The following is a 15271-nucleotide window of genomic DNA, read 5'->3' as shown; positions in this document are numbered from 1 at the left end:
TGGCTGTCGTCGGGGGTTTGCCTGCCGGCGGTGAACCCCCTCACCCTCCCAGGCTATCGCCTGGCCCCCTCCCTCTCCCTATGGGAGAGGGGCCTCCCTAAGCCCCGAACGCCATGTGATAGGTCACCGCCCCGCGCGGCGACCGGCCCTTGAACACCAGGCGCTGCAGGTAAGGCGAGGCCTCGCCGCCGTAGGTCAGGGCCTCGTCCGCCTCGAAGCCGAAGCGGGCGTAGTAGAGCGGCGAGCCCAGCAGCACGCAGCCGGTCGCGCCCATGGCCTTCAGGCGCTCCAGCCCCTCGCGGATCAGGGCCTGGCCATGGCCTTCCTTCTGGCGGTCGGGCGCCACCGAGACGGGGCCAAGGCCGTACCAGGCGCCGTCCGAGACCTCGATGTCGACCGGCGAGAAGGCGATGTGGCCGACCACCTGTCCGTCGTCGGCCTGCGCCACCAGCGACAGCGAAAGCGCCCCGGCCGCGCGCAGGGAGTCGACGATCAGGGCCTCGGTCTGGCTGCTGTAGGGCCGGCCCTCGAAGGCGGCCGTGGTCACGGCGCGGATGGCGGCGATGTCTTCCGGGCGTTCGGGGCGGATGGTCATGGGCCCTGATCTCCCCTTGTGGTCCTAGCGCGTCATCCAGGGCCGGGACTTGCCGGTCGGGGCGACGGCGTCGGCCCGATCGACCTTGCCGCTGGAGGCCTTGGGCCCATGGCCATGGCGACCCTGGGCGGCCTTCTTCAGGCGCAGGGCGCGCTGCATCGGGGTTTCGTTCGGCGGCGGGGCGTCGGTCTCGTCGGTCATCGGCGCGCTTTAGCACGGTCCGACGCCCCGCGTCTTGATCACAGCGCGCCAGGGTTAGGTGTATGCGGCTAACCCGCCCGGGCGCGCTCCAGGATCAGTGCCCGCCAGAAAGGTCTGGATGGGGGATCTTCGCCACGTCGGCGGCCGTCACCGGCTTGGCGTAGGCGTTGCCGAAGTGGGTGCGGACATAGGTGACGACCCCTGCGATCTGGGCGTCGTCGAGGGTTCCGGCGAAGCTGGGCATGCCGCCCTGGCCGCGCACGACGATCATGGTCGGATAGGCGGCCGCGGCCATCTTCGGGTTGGCGGCGAGGGCGGGGATGGTCCCCGCGCCGCTTCCCCCTTTTGCATCGGCCATGTGGCAGGCCTGGCAGACGGCTTCATAGACCTGCTGGCCGGTGACGGGCTTGGCCACGCGAACGACGCCGCCGCCGGTGTCGCCGCCGGCAGGGGCCTGGGCGACGGCGGGGATGGCGCAGGCGAGGGCGGCGGCCAGGCCGGACGCCGCGATGAGGGTAAGGCGGGTCATGCTCAGGCCTCCAGGGCGCGCTTGTGCAGGCGGGTGATGGCGTCCAGCGACGAGAGCAGGGCGCCCTCCATCCAGCAGCCGACGTAAGAAGCGTGCTCGCCGGCCAGCACGACGCGGCGGTCCATGGCCACCAGGGTCTGGTAGTGTTCCTTGCGGGTCTCCTCGGTCCAGCGGGCGCAGCAGCCCAGCGTCCAGGGCACGCGGCTCCAGGCCACCGAGGCGCCGTTGGAGAACTCCTTGCGATAGCTGCCGGGGTGCAGGACGGAGCCCTGCTGTAGGGCGACCTCGATCCGCTGCTCCGGCGTCATGCCGGCCAGGCGATAGGCCCCCATCTCGCGGGCGAAGGCGCCGAGCAGCACCGCCGGACCGTTCCCGAACAGGTTGTTGTTGGGATAGGAGATCAGGGCGATCTCCTGGTCGGTGAAGCTGTGGCCGCCGTAGATGGAGTCGTCCTCCTCCCAGAACCGCCGTTTCATCTCCAGGCCGATCTTCACCTGGCCCGAATAGGGTACGGCCTTGATGGCGGCGGCCAGCTCGTCGCTGATCTCGCTTTCGATCTGGCCCAGGATCGACAGCGGGATCGTGCAAACGCACCAGTCTGCCTTGGTCGTCTCGACCTTGCCCGTGGCGGTGTCGGCGAAGGTGACGGCCACGCCCTTGTCGTCCTGGGCGATCTTGCTGACCTTGGCGTTGTAGGTGATCAGCCCCTCGACCTGTTTGGCGAAGCCCTTGCCGATCATGTCCATGCCGCCCACCGGCTGGAACATGGTGGTCTGCATCTCGTGGCCCATGAAGAAGGCCATCGAGGTCCAGACCTGCGGGTCGAGCACGTCGTGCAGGGCGTAGAGATCCGACGGGATCGGCGCGCCGTCTATGCCGCCGCCGGGCGGGCGGTCGTAGCCGCGATGGGAGGCGCTGCGCAGGTTCTTGGCGTAGCGGTAGTCCTTGTCGAGCATGCCCCAGCCCTTCAGGGCCTCCAGCAGCTTCTCGCGATCCTCGAGCGTGACGCTCTCGTCCAGGGCCTTGGTGTTGATCGATTTCGCCAGCAGTTCGGCGACATTGCCCTCGAAGTCGGCCGCCGCGGCCTTGAAGCGCACGGGCTTGCCGCCGAACGCGGTCGAGGAATGGATCCAGGTGTTGTGGTTGAACTGGATGAACGGCTCCAGCGCCACGCCGAACTGCCTGCAGTAGTGCAGCAGGGTGCGGTGATGGTGCGGGATCCGCCAGGGGCCGGGGTTGAGGTAGTTGCCGGGCGAAAAGCCGATCTTCTGGGTCGCGCCGCCCAGCTCGGTATAGGTGTCGCCGCCCCGCAGGCTCCAGTTCCGGCCGCCGGGGCGGTTCTGGTATTCGAGCACCCGCACCTTGTAGCCGGCCCGGGTCAGCTCATAGGCCGCCAGCATGCCGGCCAGGCCCGCGCCCAGCACCACCACCGACGCCCCCGGCCTGGCGCCGGCAAGGTTCGGAGGTCCGTGGAACTGGGTCTCGGCCGCGTGGCCGAGACTGGTCATCGCCTGGTAAAGCGCCGCGGTTCCGCCCACCTGGGCGATGGCGGTCAGCAGTTGTCGTCTGGTCGGTAAGCGGACGCCCTCTGGCATATGTACGGCCCTATCCCCTTCGCCGCCGCCCGCGACCGGGCGGCCTCGCGGGACCGAGCTAAGCAGGCGCGTCGCCGCTCCCGCCGCCCACTTTGTTCGCCAGGCGGGCGGATGCTTTCACGGATCACCGTTCCGCAGCGTTCGGACGAACGGGCTGCGCAGGAAACGGGCAGGGGAGGGGGGGGCCTAAGGAACCTCGTCCAGCGCCCAGGGCTGGAAGGCGGGGCGGCCGCGCAGGCGGATGTAGTAGGCGGCGACCGCCGGCAGCATGTCGCGCTCGATGGGCGAGGCGGCCCAGCGGTGGACGGAGACGCCCAGCACGATGTCGGCCAGGGTGAAGGTCTCGCCGGCCGCGAAGGCGCCGGTGCGCTCCAGCTGGCGTTCCAGCACGGTCATGGCGGTGTTCCAGGCGCGGATGCTGGCTGCGATCTGCTCGGGATCGTCGAAGCCGGGCATGCGCCGTACCAGGCCCGCGAAGGCGTAGCGCCAAGCGGTGTTGAGCTCGGTGGCCTGCCAGTCCATCCACTGCTCGACCCCGGCCCGGGCGCGCGGCTCGGCCGGCAGCAGGGCCTGGCCGATATCGTGGCGCGAGGCCAGGTAGCGGCAGATGGTGTTCGACTCCCACAGCGGCCCGTGCTCGTCGAGGATCACCGGCACCAGGGCGTTGGGATTGAGCGCCAGGAAGGCGGGGTCATGCGTCGAGGCGTAGCCTGTCCCCCAGTCCTCGCGGTCGTAGGGCAGGGCGAGCTCGTCGCAGGTCCACAGCACCTTGCGCACGTTCAGCGACGAGGTGCGGCCCAATATTTTCAGCATGGGGATCTCGATCATGCGGGCCTCAGTCGGCGCCGCGATGGGTAGCATTTCGACCGAAGGGGCGTCTGGAAGAAAATCTGCAAGGCCAGGACGAGCTCGAATCGATATGTACCGTGACTGCATAACGAGGGGATCTCAATGCTGTTTCGAACCGCGCTTCTCGCCGGCACGCTGCTGGCCGGCGTCGCCCACGCCCAGGGATCGGATGTCTACGCCCTGGGCGAGGTGCAGGTGACCGCGCGCAACGCGGCTGGCGAGACGGTCGGCGGGGCCAAGGTCTCGGGCGAAGACCTGCGCAAGTTCGACAAGGCCAGCGTCGATCAGGCGCTGGATCTGATCCCCGGCGCGGCGGCGGGAAACAGCGGCGGCTCGCGTAACGAGCGCCTGGTGTTCATCCGCGGCTTCGACCGTTTCCAGACCACCCTGTCGATCGACGGCGTGCGGGTGTTCCTGCCGGCCGACAACCGCATCGACTTCGCCCGCTTTCTCACGGCCGACCTCTCCGAGGTTCAGGTCTCCAAGGGCTATGTCTCGGTGCTCGACGGGCCGGGCGGTCTGGGTGGGGCGATCAACCTCGTCACCCGCAAGCCCTCGGCGCCCTTCGAGGGCGAGGTGCGGCTGGGCGTGGGCCTCGACGGCGACGGCTCGCTGAACGGCAACAGCGTCTCGGGCCGGGTCGGCGGCCGTTCGGATCATTTCTACGCCCAGATCAGCGGGGCTCGGAACGAGCGCACCCACTGGAAGCTGCCGGACGACTACACGGCCACCACGCTCGAGAACGGCGGCAACCGCGATCACTCGGAAAGCGAGGACTGGCGGGTCAATCTCAAGGCCGGCTTCACGCCCAACGCCACGGACGAATACTCGATCACCTACACCCGTCAGGAGGGCGAGAAGAACGCGCCCTATCACGTCACCGACACGGCCAGCACCCGCTACTGGAGCTGGCCCTACTGGAACCTCGACAGCCTGGCCCTGCTGACCCGGACGAAGATCGCCGACAATGCGTGGCTGAAGACGCGCTTCTACCGCAACAGCTTCGAGAACGCCCTCTACTCGTGGGACAACGCCCGCCAGAACAGCCAGACCCTGGGGCGCGCCTTCCGCTCCTACTATGACGACCTGGCCTATGGCGGGAACCTGGAGCTGGACGTCGACGTCACCGCCTCAAACACCCTGAAGGCCGCCGCCTTCTACCGTCGCGACAAGCACGTCGAGTGGCAGCAGACCTTCGCGCCGGCCCTGGTCGAGCCGCGCCAGACGGTGACCGAGGACACCACGTCGCTCGCTCTGGAGGACACCCAGCGGTTCGGCGACAAGGTCGATCTGGTGGTGGGCGTCTCGCGCGACCGCCGCGACCTGAAGCAAGCCCAGGACTACAATTCGGGCGCCTTCGTCTTCTACCCGCTGACCGACGACGTGGCCTGGAACGGCCAGGCGGCCCTGGTCTGGCGGCCTATCGCCGACGTCCAGCTGCATGGCAGCGTCTCGTCGCGGGCCCGCTTCCCGACCTTGTTCGAGCGCTACAGCTCGCGCTTCGGCACGGTGGTGCCCAACCCGGACATCAAGGCCGAGCGGGCGGTGAACTACGAGCTGGGCGCGGCCGTCGACTTCACCCCGCTACTGAAGATCGAGGGGGCGGTGTTCTACAGCGATGTGCGCGACGCCCTGATCCTGATCCCAGTGGCCCTGGGCGCGCCCTACGGCACGGTCAACCAGACCAAGAACGCCGGCGACGGCGAGTATTACGGCCTGGAGGGCGGGGCGACGTTCAAGGCGAGCGACAAGCTGACCTTCGGCGGCAACTACACCTATCTGCACCGCGAGCTGACCGACCCGACCAACGCCGCCTTCCGCCCCACGGGCGTGCCGACCCACAAGCTGTTCGTCTATGCCGACTGGACGCTCAGCGACCGCCTGACCGTGACGCCCAGCGTCGAGGCGGCGTCCAAGCGCTGGACGGTGACCTCCAGCTCGCTGGTCAGCCCGGCCCGCTACTACCGCACCGGCGACTACATCCTGGCCAATCTGACGGCCCAGGTGGCGGTGACGCCGAAGATCGACGTGGTGGTCGGGGCCCGCAACCTGCTGGACCAGAAGTACCAGCTGGTCGACGGCTTCCCCGAGGAAGGCCGCAACTTCCGCGCCGACCTGCGCGTCCGGTTCTAAGGAGCAATGCCGATGCAATTTGTCGTTCTCCTGGCCGCCGGTCTGACCCTGGCCGGTCCCGCCGCCTTCGCCCAGACGCCTGCCGAGCCGGCCTGCGCCGCCCGCGACGCCGACCTGCCGGCGGATCTGGCCGCCTGGCCGACCAAGGCCCCGCTGGCTGCGGCGACCTCGGCCGCCGATCTGCAGAAGGCGGCGCTGGTTCCCGGCCAAGCCTATGCCGCCACCCTGTCGCCGACGCCGGAGGTGACCTATGTCGTCCAGCCGGAAAAGCCGGGCGGCACGGTCAGCAAGGGCGGGCTGTTCTCGCTGAAGGTCGAGACGGCGGGGTCCTACGTCATCGCCCTGGGCGCCGGCGCCTGGATCGACCTGCTGAAGGACGGGCAGGCCCAGCGCTCGACTGCTCACGGCCGAGGCCCTGCCTGCTCGACCGTGCGCAAGATGGTGACCTTCGACCTGACGCCTGGCGATTACGTGGTGCAGATCTCGGCCAACGCCGAGGCGAGCCTGCCGATCCTCGTCGCGCGCAAGCCCTGATCGGGGAGTGCGGGGCGTGCGGCTCGATCTCTGCGGCAAGGTCCTGGCCCTGGCGGCCGGCCTGCTGCTGACCGCCGCCTTCGCGCCGCCCGTCCTGTCGGGCTTCGACTGGAAACTGCCGCCGGGCGTCGCCCCGCCGCCGGTCCCCGCCGACAACCCGATGTCGGACGCCAAGGTCGCCCTGGGCCGCAAGCTGTTCTACGACGCCGACCTGTCGATCGACGGGACCATGTCGTGCGCGACCTGCCACGAGCAGCGGCGCGGCTTCACCGACGGCAACGCCACCCATCCCGGTGTCCACGGCGATCCGGGGCGGCGCAACATCCAGACGCTGGCCAATGTCGGCTATTTCCGCGCCCTGACCTGGGGTGATCCCGGCGTGAAGCGGCTGGAGGATCAGGCTTTGATCCCCATCACTGGGACCAAGCCGGTCGAGATGGGCTTCGCGGGCCAGGAGGCGGTGCTGACCGCGCGCCTGGCCGGCCAGGCCTGCTATCGCCGGATGTTCGCCGACGCCTTTCCGGAGGCGAGCGGGGCGGTGACCATGACCACGATCGCCAAGGCCCTGGCAGCCTTCCAGCGCACGCTCGTCTCGTTCGACAGTCCTTACGACCAGCGCCGCCGGGGCGAGGCGGTCGCCGTGCCGGCTCAAGTCCAGCGCGGCGAGCGGCTGTTCAAGGCGACCTGCGCCGGCTGCCACGCGGGCCCTCTGTTCACAGACGCCGAGAAGGTCCGCTTCCACCGCATTGACGCCCCGTTTGCCGGAGACCAGGGCCTGGCCGACGTCACCGGCAAGGCCGCCGACACGGGGCGCTTCCGCACGCCATCCCTGCGCAACGTCGCCTTGAGCGCGCCCTACCTGCACGACGGCTCCGCGCCGACGCTGGAGGCGGCCATCCGTCGGCATCGCGCGGCGATGCGGCTGGAGGATCACGAGGTGGCGGAGCTTGTCGACTTTCTGGGTACGCTGACCGACGAGAGCTTCGTGACGGCTCCACGGTTTTCCCTGCCTAAGCCTGGGTGCGGGCCCTAGTCTTCCGGATCGGTCCCCACTGCGGAGGCGATCGCGGCTGCCGCAGCCTCCATGGCGGCTTGGGCAGCCGCCTCGGCGGCTGCGGTGGCTTGCTCGACCTTTTCCATCGCCGCGTGCATCGCCGCTTCCTCCGCCGCCCGGGCGGCTTGGAGCGCCTGTTCTAGCGCCGCCTCGGAAGGGGCGCTCGGCGGTGCAGGCGGGGCGGCGCCAAGGATATTCCGGGTCGCCTCGCCGGCGCTGGCGGTGTCGACCGACAGCAGCGTGCTGACGCCTTGCGTCGTCGAGGCCTGCATCGTCACGTTGGACTGCTGCTGGTTGTTCGTCGCGTTGTGCGCGGCGTTCGAAAGCGCCTGGCTCACGGCCACAAACAGGTTGCCCATGGCCATGGCGGGCGTGTCGCCCAGCACCTTGGTGTTCACCTGGCTGACCGAGTCGGTGATCTGATCGTTGACGTTGGTAGGGAAGGCCATGGTCGTCTTCCTGCTGGGACGGGCGACCTTCAAAACGAAAGCCGCGGCTCATCCATTACGAATGGCCGCGGCTTACGAAATAGGAAATTTCGCACAAGGCAGAGGAGGGCGACGCCCTCCCGCCGATCAATCCTCGTCCATCTTCAGGGCGGCGATGAAGGCTTCCTGCGGGATCTCGACCTTGCCGAACTGGCGCATCCGCTTCTTGCCTTCCTTCTGCTTGTCCAGAAGTTTGCGCTTACGCGAGGCGTCGCCGCCGTAGCACTTGGCGGTCACGTCCTTGCGCAGGGCGCGGACGGTTTCGCGGGCGATGATCCGGCCGCCGATGGCCGCCTGGATCGGGATGACGAACATGTGCTGCGGGATGAGGTCCTTCATCTTCTCGCACATGCCGCGGCCGCGGCTTTCGGCGCGGCTGCGGTGGACCAGCATCGACAGGGCGTCGACCGGCTCGCTGTTGACTAGGATGGACATCTTCACCAGGTCGCCGGCGCGGTAGTCCTCCAGCGCGTAGTCGAAGCTGGCGTAGCCCTTCGAGATCGACTTGAGGCGATCATAGAAGTCGAACACCACCTCGTTCAGCGGCAGGTCGTAGACGACCATGGCGCGGCTGCCGACGTAGCTGAGCTCGCGCTGCATGCCGCGACGGTCCTGGCAGAGCTTGATGACGCCGCCCAGGAACTCGTCCGGGGTGAAGATCGTCGCCTTGATCCAGGGCTCGGCGATCTCTTCGATCTGCATCACGTCCGGCAGGTCGGCCGGGTTGTGCAGCTCGATCTCTTCGCCGCTGCGCATCTTGATCTTGTAGACCACCGAAGGGGCGGTCGCGATCAGGTCGAGGTCGAACTCGCGGGACAGGCGCTCCTGGATGATCTCCAGGTGCAGCAGGCCCAGGAAGCCGCAGCGGAAGCCGAAGCCCAGCGCCGCGCTGCTTTCCATCTCGTAGGTGAAGCTGGCGTCGTTGAGGCGCAGCTTGCCGACGGCGGCGCGCAGGTCTTCGAAGTCGGCGGCGTCGACCGGGAACAGGCCGCAGAACACCACCGGCACGACTTCCTTGAAGCCCTTCAGGGCTTCGGCCGTCTGCTTCTTCTCGTCGGTGATGGTGTCGCCGACGGCGGCGTCGGCCACTTCCTTGATCGAGGCGGTGAAGAAGCCGACCTCGCCCGGACCCAGTTCCGCGACATCGGTGGCCTTGGGGGTGAACACCCCGACCTTGTCGATGCGGTGGGTGGCGCCGGTCTGCATCATGCGAACCTGCTGGCCGGCCTTCAGCGTGCCGTCGAAGATCCGCACCAGCACGACCACGCCGAGATAGGCGTCGTACCAGGCGTCGACCAGCAGGGCCTTCAGCGGCGCGTTGCGGTCGCCCTTGGGGGCGGGCAGGCGCTTGACGATGGCTTCCAGCACGTCGGGGATGCCGATGCCGGTCTTGGCCGAGCACTCGACGGCGTCCGAGGCGTCCAGGCCGATGACGTCCTCGATCTGGGCCTTGACCCGCTCGACGTCGGCGGCCGGCAGGTCGACCTTGTTGAGGACCGGAACGATCTCGTGGTTGTTGTCGATGGCCTGGTAGACGTTGGCCAGGGTCTGGGCTTCCACGCCCTGCGAGGCGTCGACGACCAGGATCGAGCCCTCGCAGGCGGCCAGCGAGCGCGACACCTCATAGGCGAAGTCGACGTGTCCGGGCGTGTCCATCAGGTTGAGGACGTAGGTCTCGCCGTCATTGGCCTTGTAGTTCAGGCGCACGGTCTGCGCCTTGATGGTGATGCCGCGCTCCTTCTCGATGTCCATGTTGTCGAGAACCTGGGCGCTCATCTCCCGCGCGGTCAGGCCGCCCGTGGTCTGGATCAGGCGATCGGACAGCGTCGACTTGCCGTGGTCGATGTGGGCCACGATCGAGAAATTGCGGATTTTATCCAGGGGCGTAGAGCTCATGCGCGTGCGTCTATCACATTTGATCCGCTTCGCGAGGGGCCGTGACGGGTTTGCGTCATCGACCCCGTTCACGGCGGGCGTCAAATCGTCTAATCCGACCCGATGATCCAGCGTCGACGACCCGTCCCCTTCGAACTCGGCCCCGTGCACTTCATCGGCATCGGCGGCATCGGCATGTCCGGCATCGCCGAGATCATGATCCGCATCGGCTACACCGTGCAGGGCAGCGATGCGAAAGCCAGCGCCAACACCGAGCGGCTCGAGAAGCTCGGCGCGCGCATCTTCGTCGGCCATGACGCGGCCAATGTCGAAGGCGCCTCGGCCATCGTCTATTCGACGGCGGTGAAGGCCGATAACCCGGAAATGGTCGCCGGCCGCGACAAGCGCCTGCCGCTGGTCCGCCGCGCCGAGATGCTGGCCGAGCTGATGCGGCTCCAGTTCTCGGTCGCCGTGGGCGGCACCCACGGCAAGACCACGACCACCTCGATGGTGGCGGCCCTGCTTGACGCCGGCGGCCTGGACCCGACGGTCGTCAACGGCGGCATCATCAACGCCTACGGCACCAACGCCAAGGTCGGCGAGGGCGACTGGATCGTCGTCGAGGCCGACGAGAGCGACGGCTCGTTCCTGAAGCTGAAGTCGACGGTGGCCATCGTCACCAACATCGACGCCGAGCACCTGGACCACTGGGGCGACTTCGACGCGGTCAAGCGCGGCTTCCAGGACTTCATCGAGAACATCCCGTTCTACGGCTTCGCCGCCGTCTGCACCGACCATCCGGAAGTGCAGGCCCTGACCTCGCGGATCGAGAACCGCCGTCTGGTGACCTACGGGACCAACCCGCAGGCCGAAGTCCGTGTCTCCAACGTCGAGATGGGTCCCGAGGGGGCCAGCTTCGACATCGTCATCTCGCCGCTGGAGGGCGATCAGGTCCGCTACGAGGGCCTGAAGATGCCGATGGCCGGGCACCACAACGTGCTCAACGCCACCGCCGCCGTGGCCGTGGCCCGCGAACTGGGCGTCGACGCCGACAGCATCCGCGCCGGCCTGGCCGGGTTCGGCGGGGTCAAGCGCCGGTTCACGACCACGGGTGTGGCCAACGGGATCCGCGTGGTCGATGACTACGGCCACCACCCGGTCGAGATCGCCGCCGTGCTCAAGGCCGCCCGGGCGGTCAGCCAGGGCAAGGTGATCGCCGTGGTCCAGCCTCACCGCTACACCCGCCTGCGCGACCTGATGACCGAGTTCTCCAGCTGCTTCAACGACGCCGACACCGTGGTCGTCGCCGACGTCTATACGGCCGGCGAGCAGCCGATCGAGGGCGTCGACCGCGACCATCTGGTCGAGGGCCTCAAGAAGTTCGGCCACCGCCGCGCCCTGCCGCTGGAAAGCCCGGCGGCCCTGCCGGCCCTGATCGCGGCCGAAGCCACGAGCGGCGACCTTGTGGTGCTGCTGGGGGCCGGGGACATCACGTCCTGGGCCTACGCCCTGCCGGGCCAGCTGGAAGCGCTGGCGAAGTAACGTCAATGACCTGGAAGACCAACCTCCCCGCCGTTCGCGGCAAGCTGCTGATCGACGAGGCCCTGGCCCCGTTCACCTGGTTCCGCGTCGGCGGGCCGGCCGACGTGGTGTTCCTGCCGGCCGACGAGCAGGACCTGGCCGACTTCCTGAAGGCCCTGGATCCGGCCGTGCCGGTCATGGCCATCGGCGTCGGCTCCAACCTGCTGGTCCGCGACGGCGGCGTCGAGGGCGTGATCATCCGGCTGGGCAAGGGCTTCAACGACGTCCGCAAGCTGGACGACGTCAGCATTCATGCGGGGGCCGCCGTGCCCGACGCGGTCGTGGCGCGTAAGGCGGCCGAGTTCGGGATCGCCGGGCTGGAGTTCTTCGCCGGTATTCCTGGCACTGTCGGCGGCGCGGTGGTCATGAACGCCGGCTGCTACGGTTCGGAGACCACCAACATCATCGCCACCGCGACGGTGATGGACCGCAAGGGCAAGGTCTTCCTGATGGGAGACGACGACCTGAAGCACACCTATCGGCATAGCGCGATCCAGGGCACGGACCTGATCGTTCTGAGCGCCGTGTTCGAGGGAACCGTCGACGAACCGGCCGCGATCAAGGCCCGCATGTCCGAGATCACGTCGCGTCGCGAGACCACCCAGCCGATCCGCGAAAAGACCGGCGGCTCGACCTTCAAGAACCCGCCGGGTCACTCGTCGTGGAAGCTGGTCGACGAGGCCGGCTGGCGCGGCAAGCTGTTCTCCGTAAGTGGGAAGGAGGGGGGCGCGATGTTCAGCCCCCTGCACAGCAACTTCCTGATCAACACCGGCGAGGCCACGGCCGCCGACCTGGAAGGCCTGGGCGACACCGTCCGCGCCGACGTGCTGGCCAAGACCGGCGTCCAGCTGGACTGGGAAATCAAGCGGATTGGGCGCCCGGCCTGACGGCCGGCCCCCTCAGTCGCTCCGCGACAGCTCCCCCAGAGGGGGAGCATCTGAGGTCGCACAAGTAGATCCTCCCCCTCTGGGGGAGGTGGCCCGGAGGGCCGGAGGGGGCTTCACACGTCCTTCTTCGACAGATACTCCTCCACGTCGATCTCCTTCTCCCACCGGGCCACGGCCGTGGCGATCGACAGGTCGCAGGTCACGTTCGGCACGGTGCGGATCATGTCGAGGATGCGGTCGAAGGGCAGGATGAAGCCGACGATGATCGCCGTCTGGGTCGGGCCGATGCCGATCGTGGCCAGCACCGCCGCCAGCACGAACAGCGAGCCCGACGGCACCGGCGCCACGCCCATGGCCACGATGGTGGTCGTCACCGCCACCAGGGCGTAGTCGGCAAGCGTCAGGGGCACGCCGAAGGCCTGGGCGGCGAACAGGGTCAGCATGGCCACGTACATGGCCGTGCCGTCCATGCCGATGGTCGCCCCCAGCGGCAGGACGGTCGACGAGATCGACGGCTTGATGCCCAGATTGTCTTCCGCCACCCGGATCGCCACCGGCAGGGTCGCCGAGCTGGACGAGGTGGAGAAGCCGACCAGGATGGCGTCCATGCAGCCGCGATAGAACGGCACCAGCGGCAGCCAGGCCCCCAGCCGCACCACGGCGGCGTGGGTGACGAAGGTCTGGATGGCCGCGCCGATGATCACGCAGACCCCCAGCTTGGCCACGTGCAGGAAGGTCTCGGGCCCGTTGGTGCCCATGACCACGGCGATCAGGGCGAACACCCCGAACGGGGCTGCCTCCATCACGAAGCCGACGATGCGCAGCATCACCTCGCTGGCGCTGGCCAGCAGCTTGGCGACCGGCTCGCCACTCTCGCCCGCCACGATCACTCCGGCCCCGACCAGCACGGCGAAGAAGATGATCGCCAGGGTCTCGCCTTCAGCCAACGCCTTGATCGGGTTGAGCGGCACGATGCCGATGAACAGCTCGGCCGGCGACTTGGGCGTGGCCACCGCCTGGGGGGCGGCGTTGTGCAGATCGGCGCCGACGCCGGGACCCAGCAGGCTGGCGATGATCAGGCCGATGGTCACCGCGATCAGGGTGGTCAGCACGTACATGGCGATGGTCTTGACGCCGATGCCGCCCAGCCGCTTGGCGTCGCCCAGCTGGGCCACGCCCGAGGCGATAATCACGAACACCAGGGGGGCCACCATCATGCGGATCAGCCGCACGAAGATCTCGCCCATCCATTTGAGGCTGGTGGCGCCTTCGCCCCAGAAATAGCCGACCACGGCCCCGACCACGAGGGCGGCCAGGATCCGCTTCCACAGCGAGATCCCGAACCAGACCTGAAATGGGTTCCTGCGGCCAGGGGGCGAGGGCGGAGGCGGCGCGTCGGCGAGGGCGTCGGTCATGCCGCAGAGAGCACGGTGTTATGCGGGGGCGGTCAAGGGGGCGATTCCCGACCATCCTAAACTCCCGTCATTCCCGCCCTTGTGGCGGGAACCCCTCTGTCAGCCGCAAGGGCAGGAGGGGCGGCGTGCTCGGCACGCCGCTGGCGCTTCACGTGCGATCTGAACCAGGGGTTCCCGCCACAAGGGCGGGAATGACGGGAGAGAAGGGGGAGGTGGACGAGTTTATCGTCTCAGAGCCAAAGCCCCTCGGCGTCGATCGCATCCCCCCAGAACCCGGCGGCCGGCGGCACGATCCGGCCGGCCTCGACGCGCAGGCCGCCCGGGTGGTCTTCCTTCAGCCACCACGGCCCGTCGAGGTCGGCGAAGGCGCAGTCGGCGGCCAGGTGCAGGGCCGGGGCGATGGCCAGGGACGAGGCGACCATGCAGCCGGTCATCAGGGTGAAGCCGAGATCCTTGGCCGCGCGCAGCATCGACAGCGCCTCGGTCAAGCCGCCGGACTTGTCGAGCTTCAGGTTCACGGCCTGGTAGCGCGCGCGCAGGGCCGGCAGGTCGGCGGCGGTGTGCACGGACTCGTCGGCGCAGATCGGGAAGGGCGGGGTGTAGCCCTCAAGCGCGGCGTCCTCGCCGGCCGGCAGGGGCTGCTCGACCAGGGCGATGTTCAGGCGCGACAGCTGGTCTTCCAGGCCGCGCAGGATCTCGAAGGTCCAGCCCTCGTTGGGATCGACGATCAGGGCGGCGTCGGGGGCGGCCTGGGCCACTGCGGCCAGGCGCGCGGCGGGGTCTTCGGCCGACAGCTTGATCTTGATCAGCGGTGCGTCGGCGACCTTGCGGGCGGCGGCGGCCATGGCGTCTGGCGTATCGAGGCTGACGGTGACAGCGGTGACCAGGGACGGCGGAACGGCGAGGCCGGTGCTCGTGGTGACCGAGACGCCGGTGGTCTTGGCCCGCAGGTCCCAGATGGCGCAGTCGAGGACGTTGCGCGCGGCGCCGGCCGGCAGCAGGGCCAGGGCTTCGGAAAGGTCAGCGCCCATGGCGATCAGGCGGGCGGCGGGGGCCAGCTGGGCCTCGACGCCCGCGACCGTCTCGCCGTAGCGGGCGTAGGGCACGCTCTCGCCGCGACCGATGTGGCCGCCCTCGGCGATCTCGACCACCACGACCTCGGCGGCGGTCTTGACCCCGCGCGAGATGCGGAACGGGGCGGCGAGCGGGTGGCTGACGGGGCGGACGGCGACGAGACGGCTCATGTCCCTGGCTTGGCGCCGTTCGAGCGCTTTTGCGAGAGGGATCAGCGCTTGTCGAAGCGCGGGATCGGCGAGTCGGCGCGGCGCTGGACCATCACCTGCAGGGCCAGGCGCGGGCGGATCACGAACAGGCCGGCCCAGACCAGCAGCACGCCGGCGTAGGAGATCGATCCCCAGATCCCGGTCGGACGTCCCGGGCGGCCGGCGCGCACGCGGCGGGCGGTGCGGACGGGGGCGTCGAAGTACTGGGTCATGGCGATGTCGGTCATGGCTTCCTCCGTGGACGCTGCCGAA

The 15271-nt window shown here is 68.9% G+C and carries 15 protein-coding genes; 5 read left to right on the top strand and 10 right to left on the bottom strand.

Annotation, left to right across the window (positions count from 1 at the left end; all coding sequences use genetic code 11):
• Nucleotides 1–97: 97 nt before the first annotated feature.
• The 5 genes from AC2YHT_RS01110 to AC2YHT_RS01090 all read right to left on the bottom strand — a co-directional run bounded on the left by AC2YHT_RS01110 (nt 98) and on the right by AC2YHT_RS01090 (nt 3748).
• Complete coding sequence (locus AC2YHT_RS01110) at nt 98–595, bottom strand: GNAT family N-acetyltransferase (RefSeq protein ID WP_487287761.1); 498 nt, start codon at nt 593–595, stop codon at nt 98–100.
• A gap of 24 nt (nt 596–619) precedes the next feature.
• The gene (locus tag AC2YHT_RS01105) at nt 620–796 is read right to left on the bottom strand and encodes a hypothetical protein (protein WP_487287760.1); all 177 of its coding nucleotides are present in this window, start codon (nt 794–796) and stop codon (nt 620–622) included.
• A 94-nt stretch (nt 797–890) separates the two neighbouring features.
• On the bottom strand, nt 891–1325 hold the full coding sequence (locus AC2YHT_RS01100; protein WP_487287759.1) for a c-type cytochrome: 435 nt from the start codon (nt 1323–1325) through the stop codon (nt 891–893).
• A 2-nt stretch (nt 1326–1327) separates the two neighbouring features.
• Nucleotides 1328–2920 carry a flavin monoamine oxidase family protein gene (locus AC2YHT_RS01095; RefSeq protein ID WP_487287758.1) on the bottom strand — a complete coding sequence of 531 codons (1593 nt, stop codon included), beginning with the start codon at nt 2918–2920 and terminating at the stop codon, nt 1328–1330.
• A gap of 186 nt (nt 2921–3106) precedes the next feature.
• The gene (locus AC2YHT_RS01090) at nt 3107–3748 is read right to left on the bottom strand and encodes a glutathione S-transferase family protein (RefSeq protein ID WP_487287757.1); all 642 of its coding nucleotides are present in this window, start codon (nt 3746–3748) and stop codon (nt 3107–3109) included.
• 123 nt (nt 3749–3871) lie between these two features.
• Between AC2YHT_RS01090 and AC2YHT_RS01085 the strand changes: the two genes are divergently transcribed.
• The 3 genes from AC2YHT_RS01085 to AC2YHT_RS01075 are packed head-to-tail and all read left to right on the top strand — an operon-like array spanning nt 3872 to nt 7469.
• A complete protein-coding gene (locus AC2YHT_RS01085; RefSeq protein ID WP_487287756.1) occupies nt 3872–5902 on the top strand; it encodes a TonB-dependent receptor plug domain-containing protein in 2031 nt (676 codons plus the stop codon).
• Between the two features lie 12 nt (nt 5903–5914).
• A complete protein-coding gene (locus AC2YHT_RS01080) occupies nt 5915–6436 on the top strand; it encodes a homogentisate 1,2-dioxygenase (RefSeq protein WP_487287755.1) in 522 nt (173 codons plus the stop codon).
• 16 nt (nt 6437–6452) lie between these two features.
• Entirely contained in the window at nt 6453–7469 is a 1017-nt protein-coding gene (locus AC2YHT_RS01075) for a cytochrome-c peroxidase (RefSeq protein ID WP_487287754.1), read from the top strand.
• Here AC2YHT_RS01075 and AC2YHT_RS01070 read toward each other — a convergent pair.
• Together AC2YHT_RS01070 and lepA are read right to left on the bottom strand one after the other, a co-directional pair.
• Nucleotides 7466–7939: a RebB family R body protein gene (locus AC2YHT_RS01070; RefSeq protein ID WP_487287753.1), complete on the bottom strand. Its 474-nt coding sequence runs from the start codon at nt 7937–7939 to the stop codon at nt 7466–7468. The two genes, AC2YHT_RS01075 and AC2YHT_RS01070, sit on opposite strands and share 4 nt — an antisense overlap.
• Before the next feature lie 126 nt (nt 7940–8065).
• Nucleotides 8066–9874 carry a translation elongation factor 4 gene (gene lepA, locus AC2YHT_RS01065; RefSeq protein WP_487287752.1) on the bottom strand — a complete coding sequence of 603 codons (1809 nt, stop codon included), beginning with the start codon at nt 9872–9874 and terminating at the stop codon, nt 8066–8068.
• Between the two features lie 102 nt (nt 9875–9976).
• Between lepA and murC the strand changes: the two genes are divergently transcribed.
• Together murC and murB are read left to right on the top strand one after the other, a co-directional pair.
• Nucleotides 9977–11395 carry a UDP-N-acetylmuramate--L-alanine ligase gene (gene murC / locus AC2YHT_RS01060; RefSeq protein WP_487287751.1) on the top strand — a complete coding sequence of 473 codons (1419 nt, stop codon included), beginning with the start codon at nt 9977–9979 and terminating at the stop codon, nt 11393–11395.
• A 5-nt stretch (nt 11396–11400) separates the two neighbouring features.
• Nucleotides 11401–12321, top strand: coding sequence for a UDP-N-acetylmuramate dehydrogenase (gene murB, locus AC2YHT_RS01055; RefSeq protein WP_487287750.1), 921 nt, complete (start codon nt 11401–11403; stop codon nt 12319–12321).
• A 113-nt stretch (nt 12322–12434) separates the two neighbouring features.
• Here murB and AC2YHT_RS01050 read toward each other — a convergent pair whose 3' ends face one another.
• From AC2YHT_RS01050 to didA, 3 genes are all read right to left on the bottom strand, one after another.
• Nucleotides 12435–13736 carry a dicarboxylate/amino acid:cation symporter gene (locus tag AC2YHT_RS01050; protein ID WP_487287749.1) on the bottom strand — a complete coding sequence of 434 codons (1302 nt, stop codon included), beginning with the start codon at nt 13734–13736 and terminating at the stop codon, nt 12435–12437.
• 230 nt (nt 13737–13966) lie between these two features.
• Nucleotides 13967–14980 carry an N-acetyl-D-Glu racemase DgcA gene (gene dgcA, locus AC2YHT_RS01045; protein WP_487287748.1) on the bottom strand — a complete coding sequence of 338 codons (1014 nt, stop codon included), beginning with the start codon at nt 14978–14980 and terminating at the stop codon, nt 13967–13969.
• Nucleotides 14981–15021: 41 nt separating this feature from the next.
• Nucleotides 15022–15246 (bottom strand): DNA damage-induced SOS-independent cell division inhibitor A, encoded by a 225-nt coding sequence (didA, locus tag AC2YHT_RS01040; protein ID WP_487287747.1) that lies wholly within the window; start codon nt 15244–15246, stop codon nt 15022–15024.
• Between the last annotated feature and the right edge of the window lie 25 nt (nt 15247–15271).

The sequence above is a fragment of the Caulobacter sp. SRI_008 genome, assembly GCF_057586355.1.
Note: the sequence above shows the minus strand (reverse complement) of the source record. Positions and strands in the feature narration are given on the sequence as shown.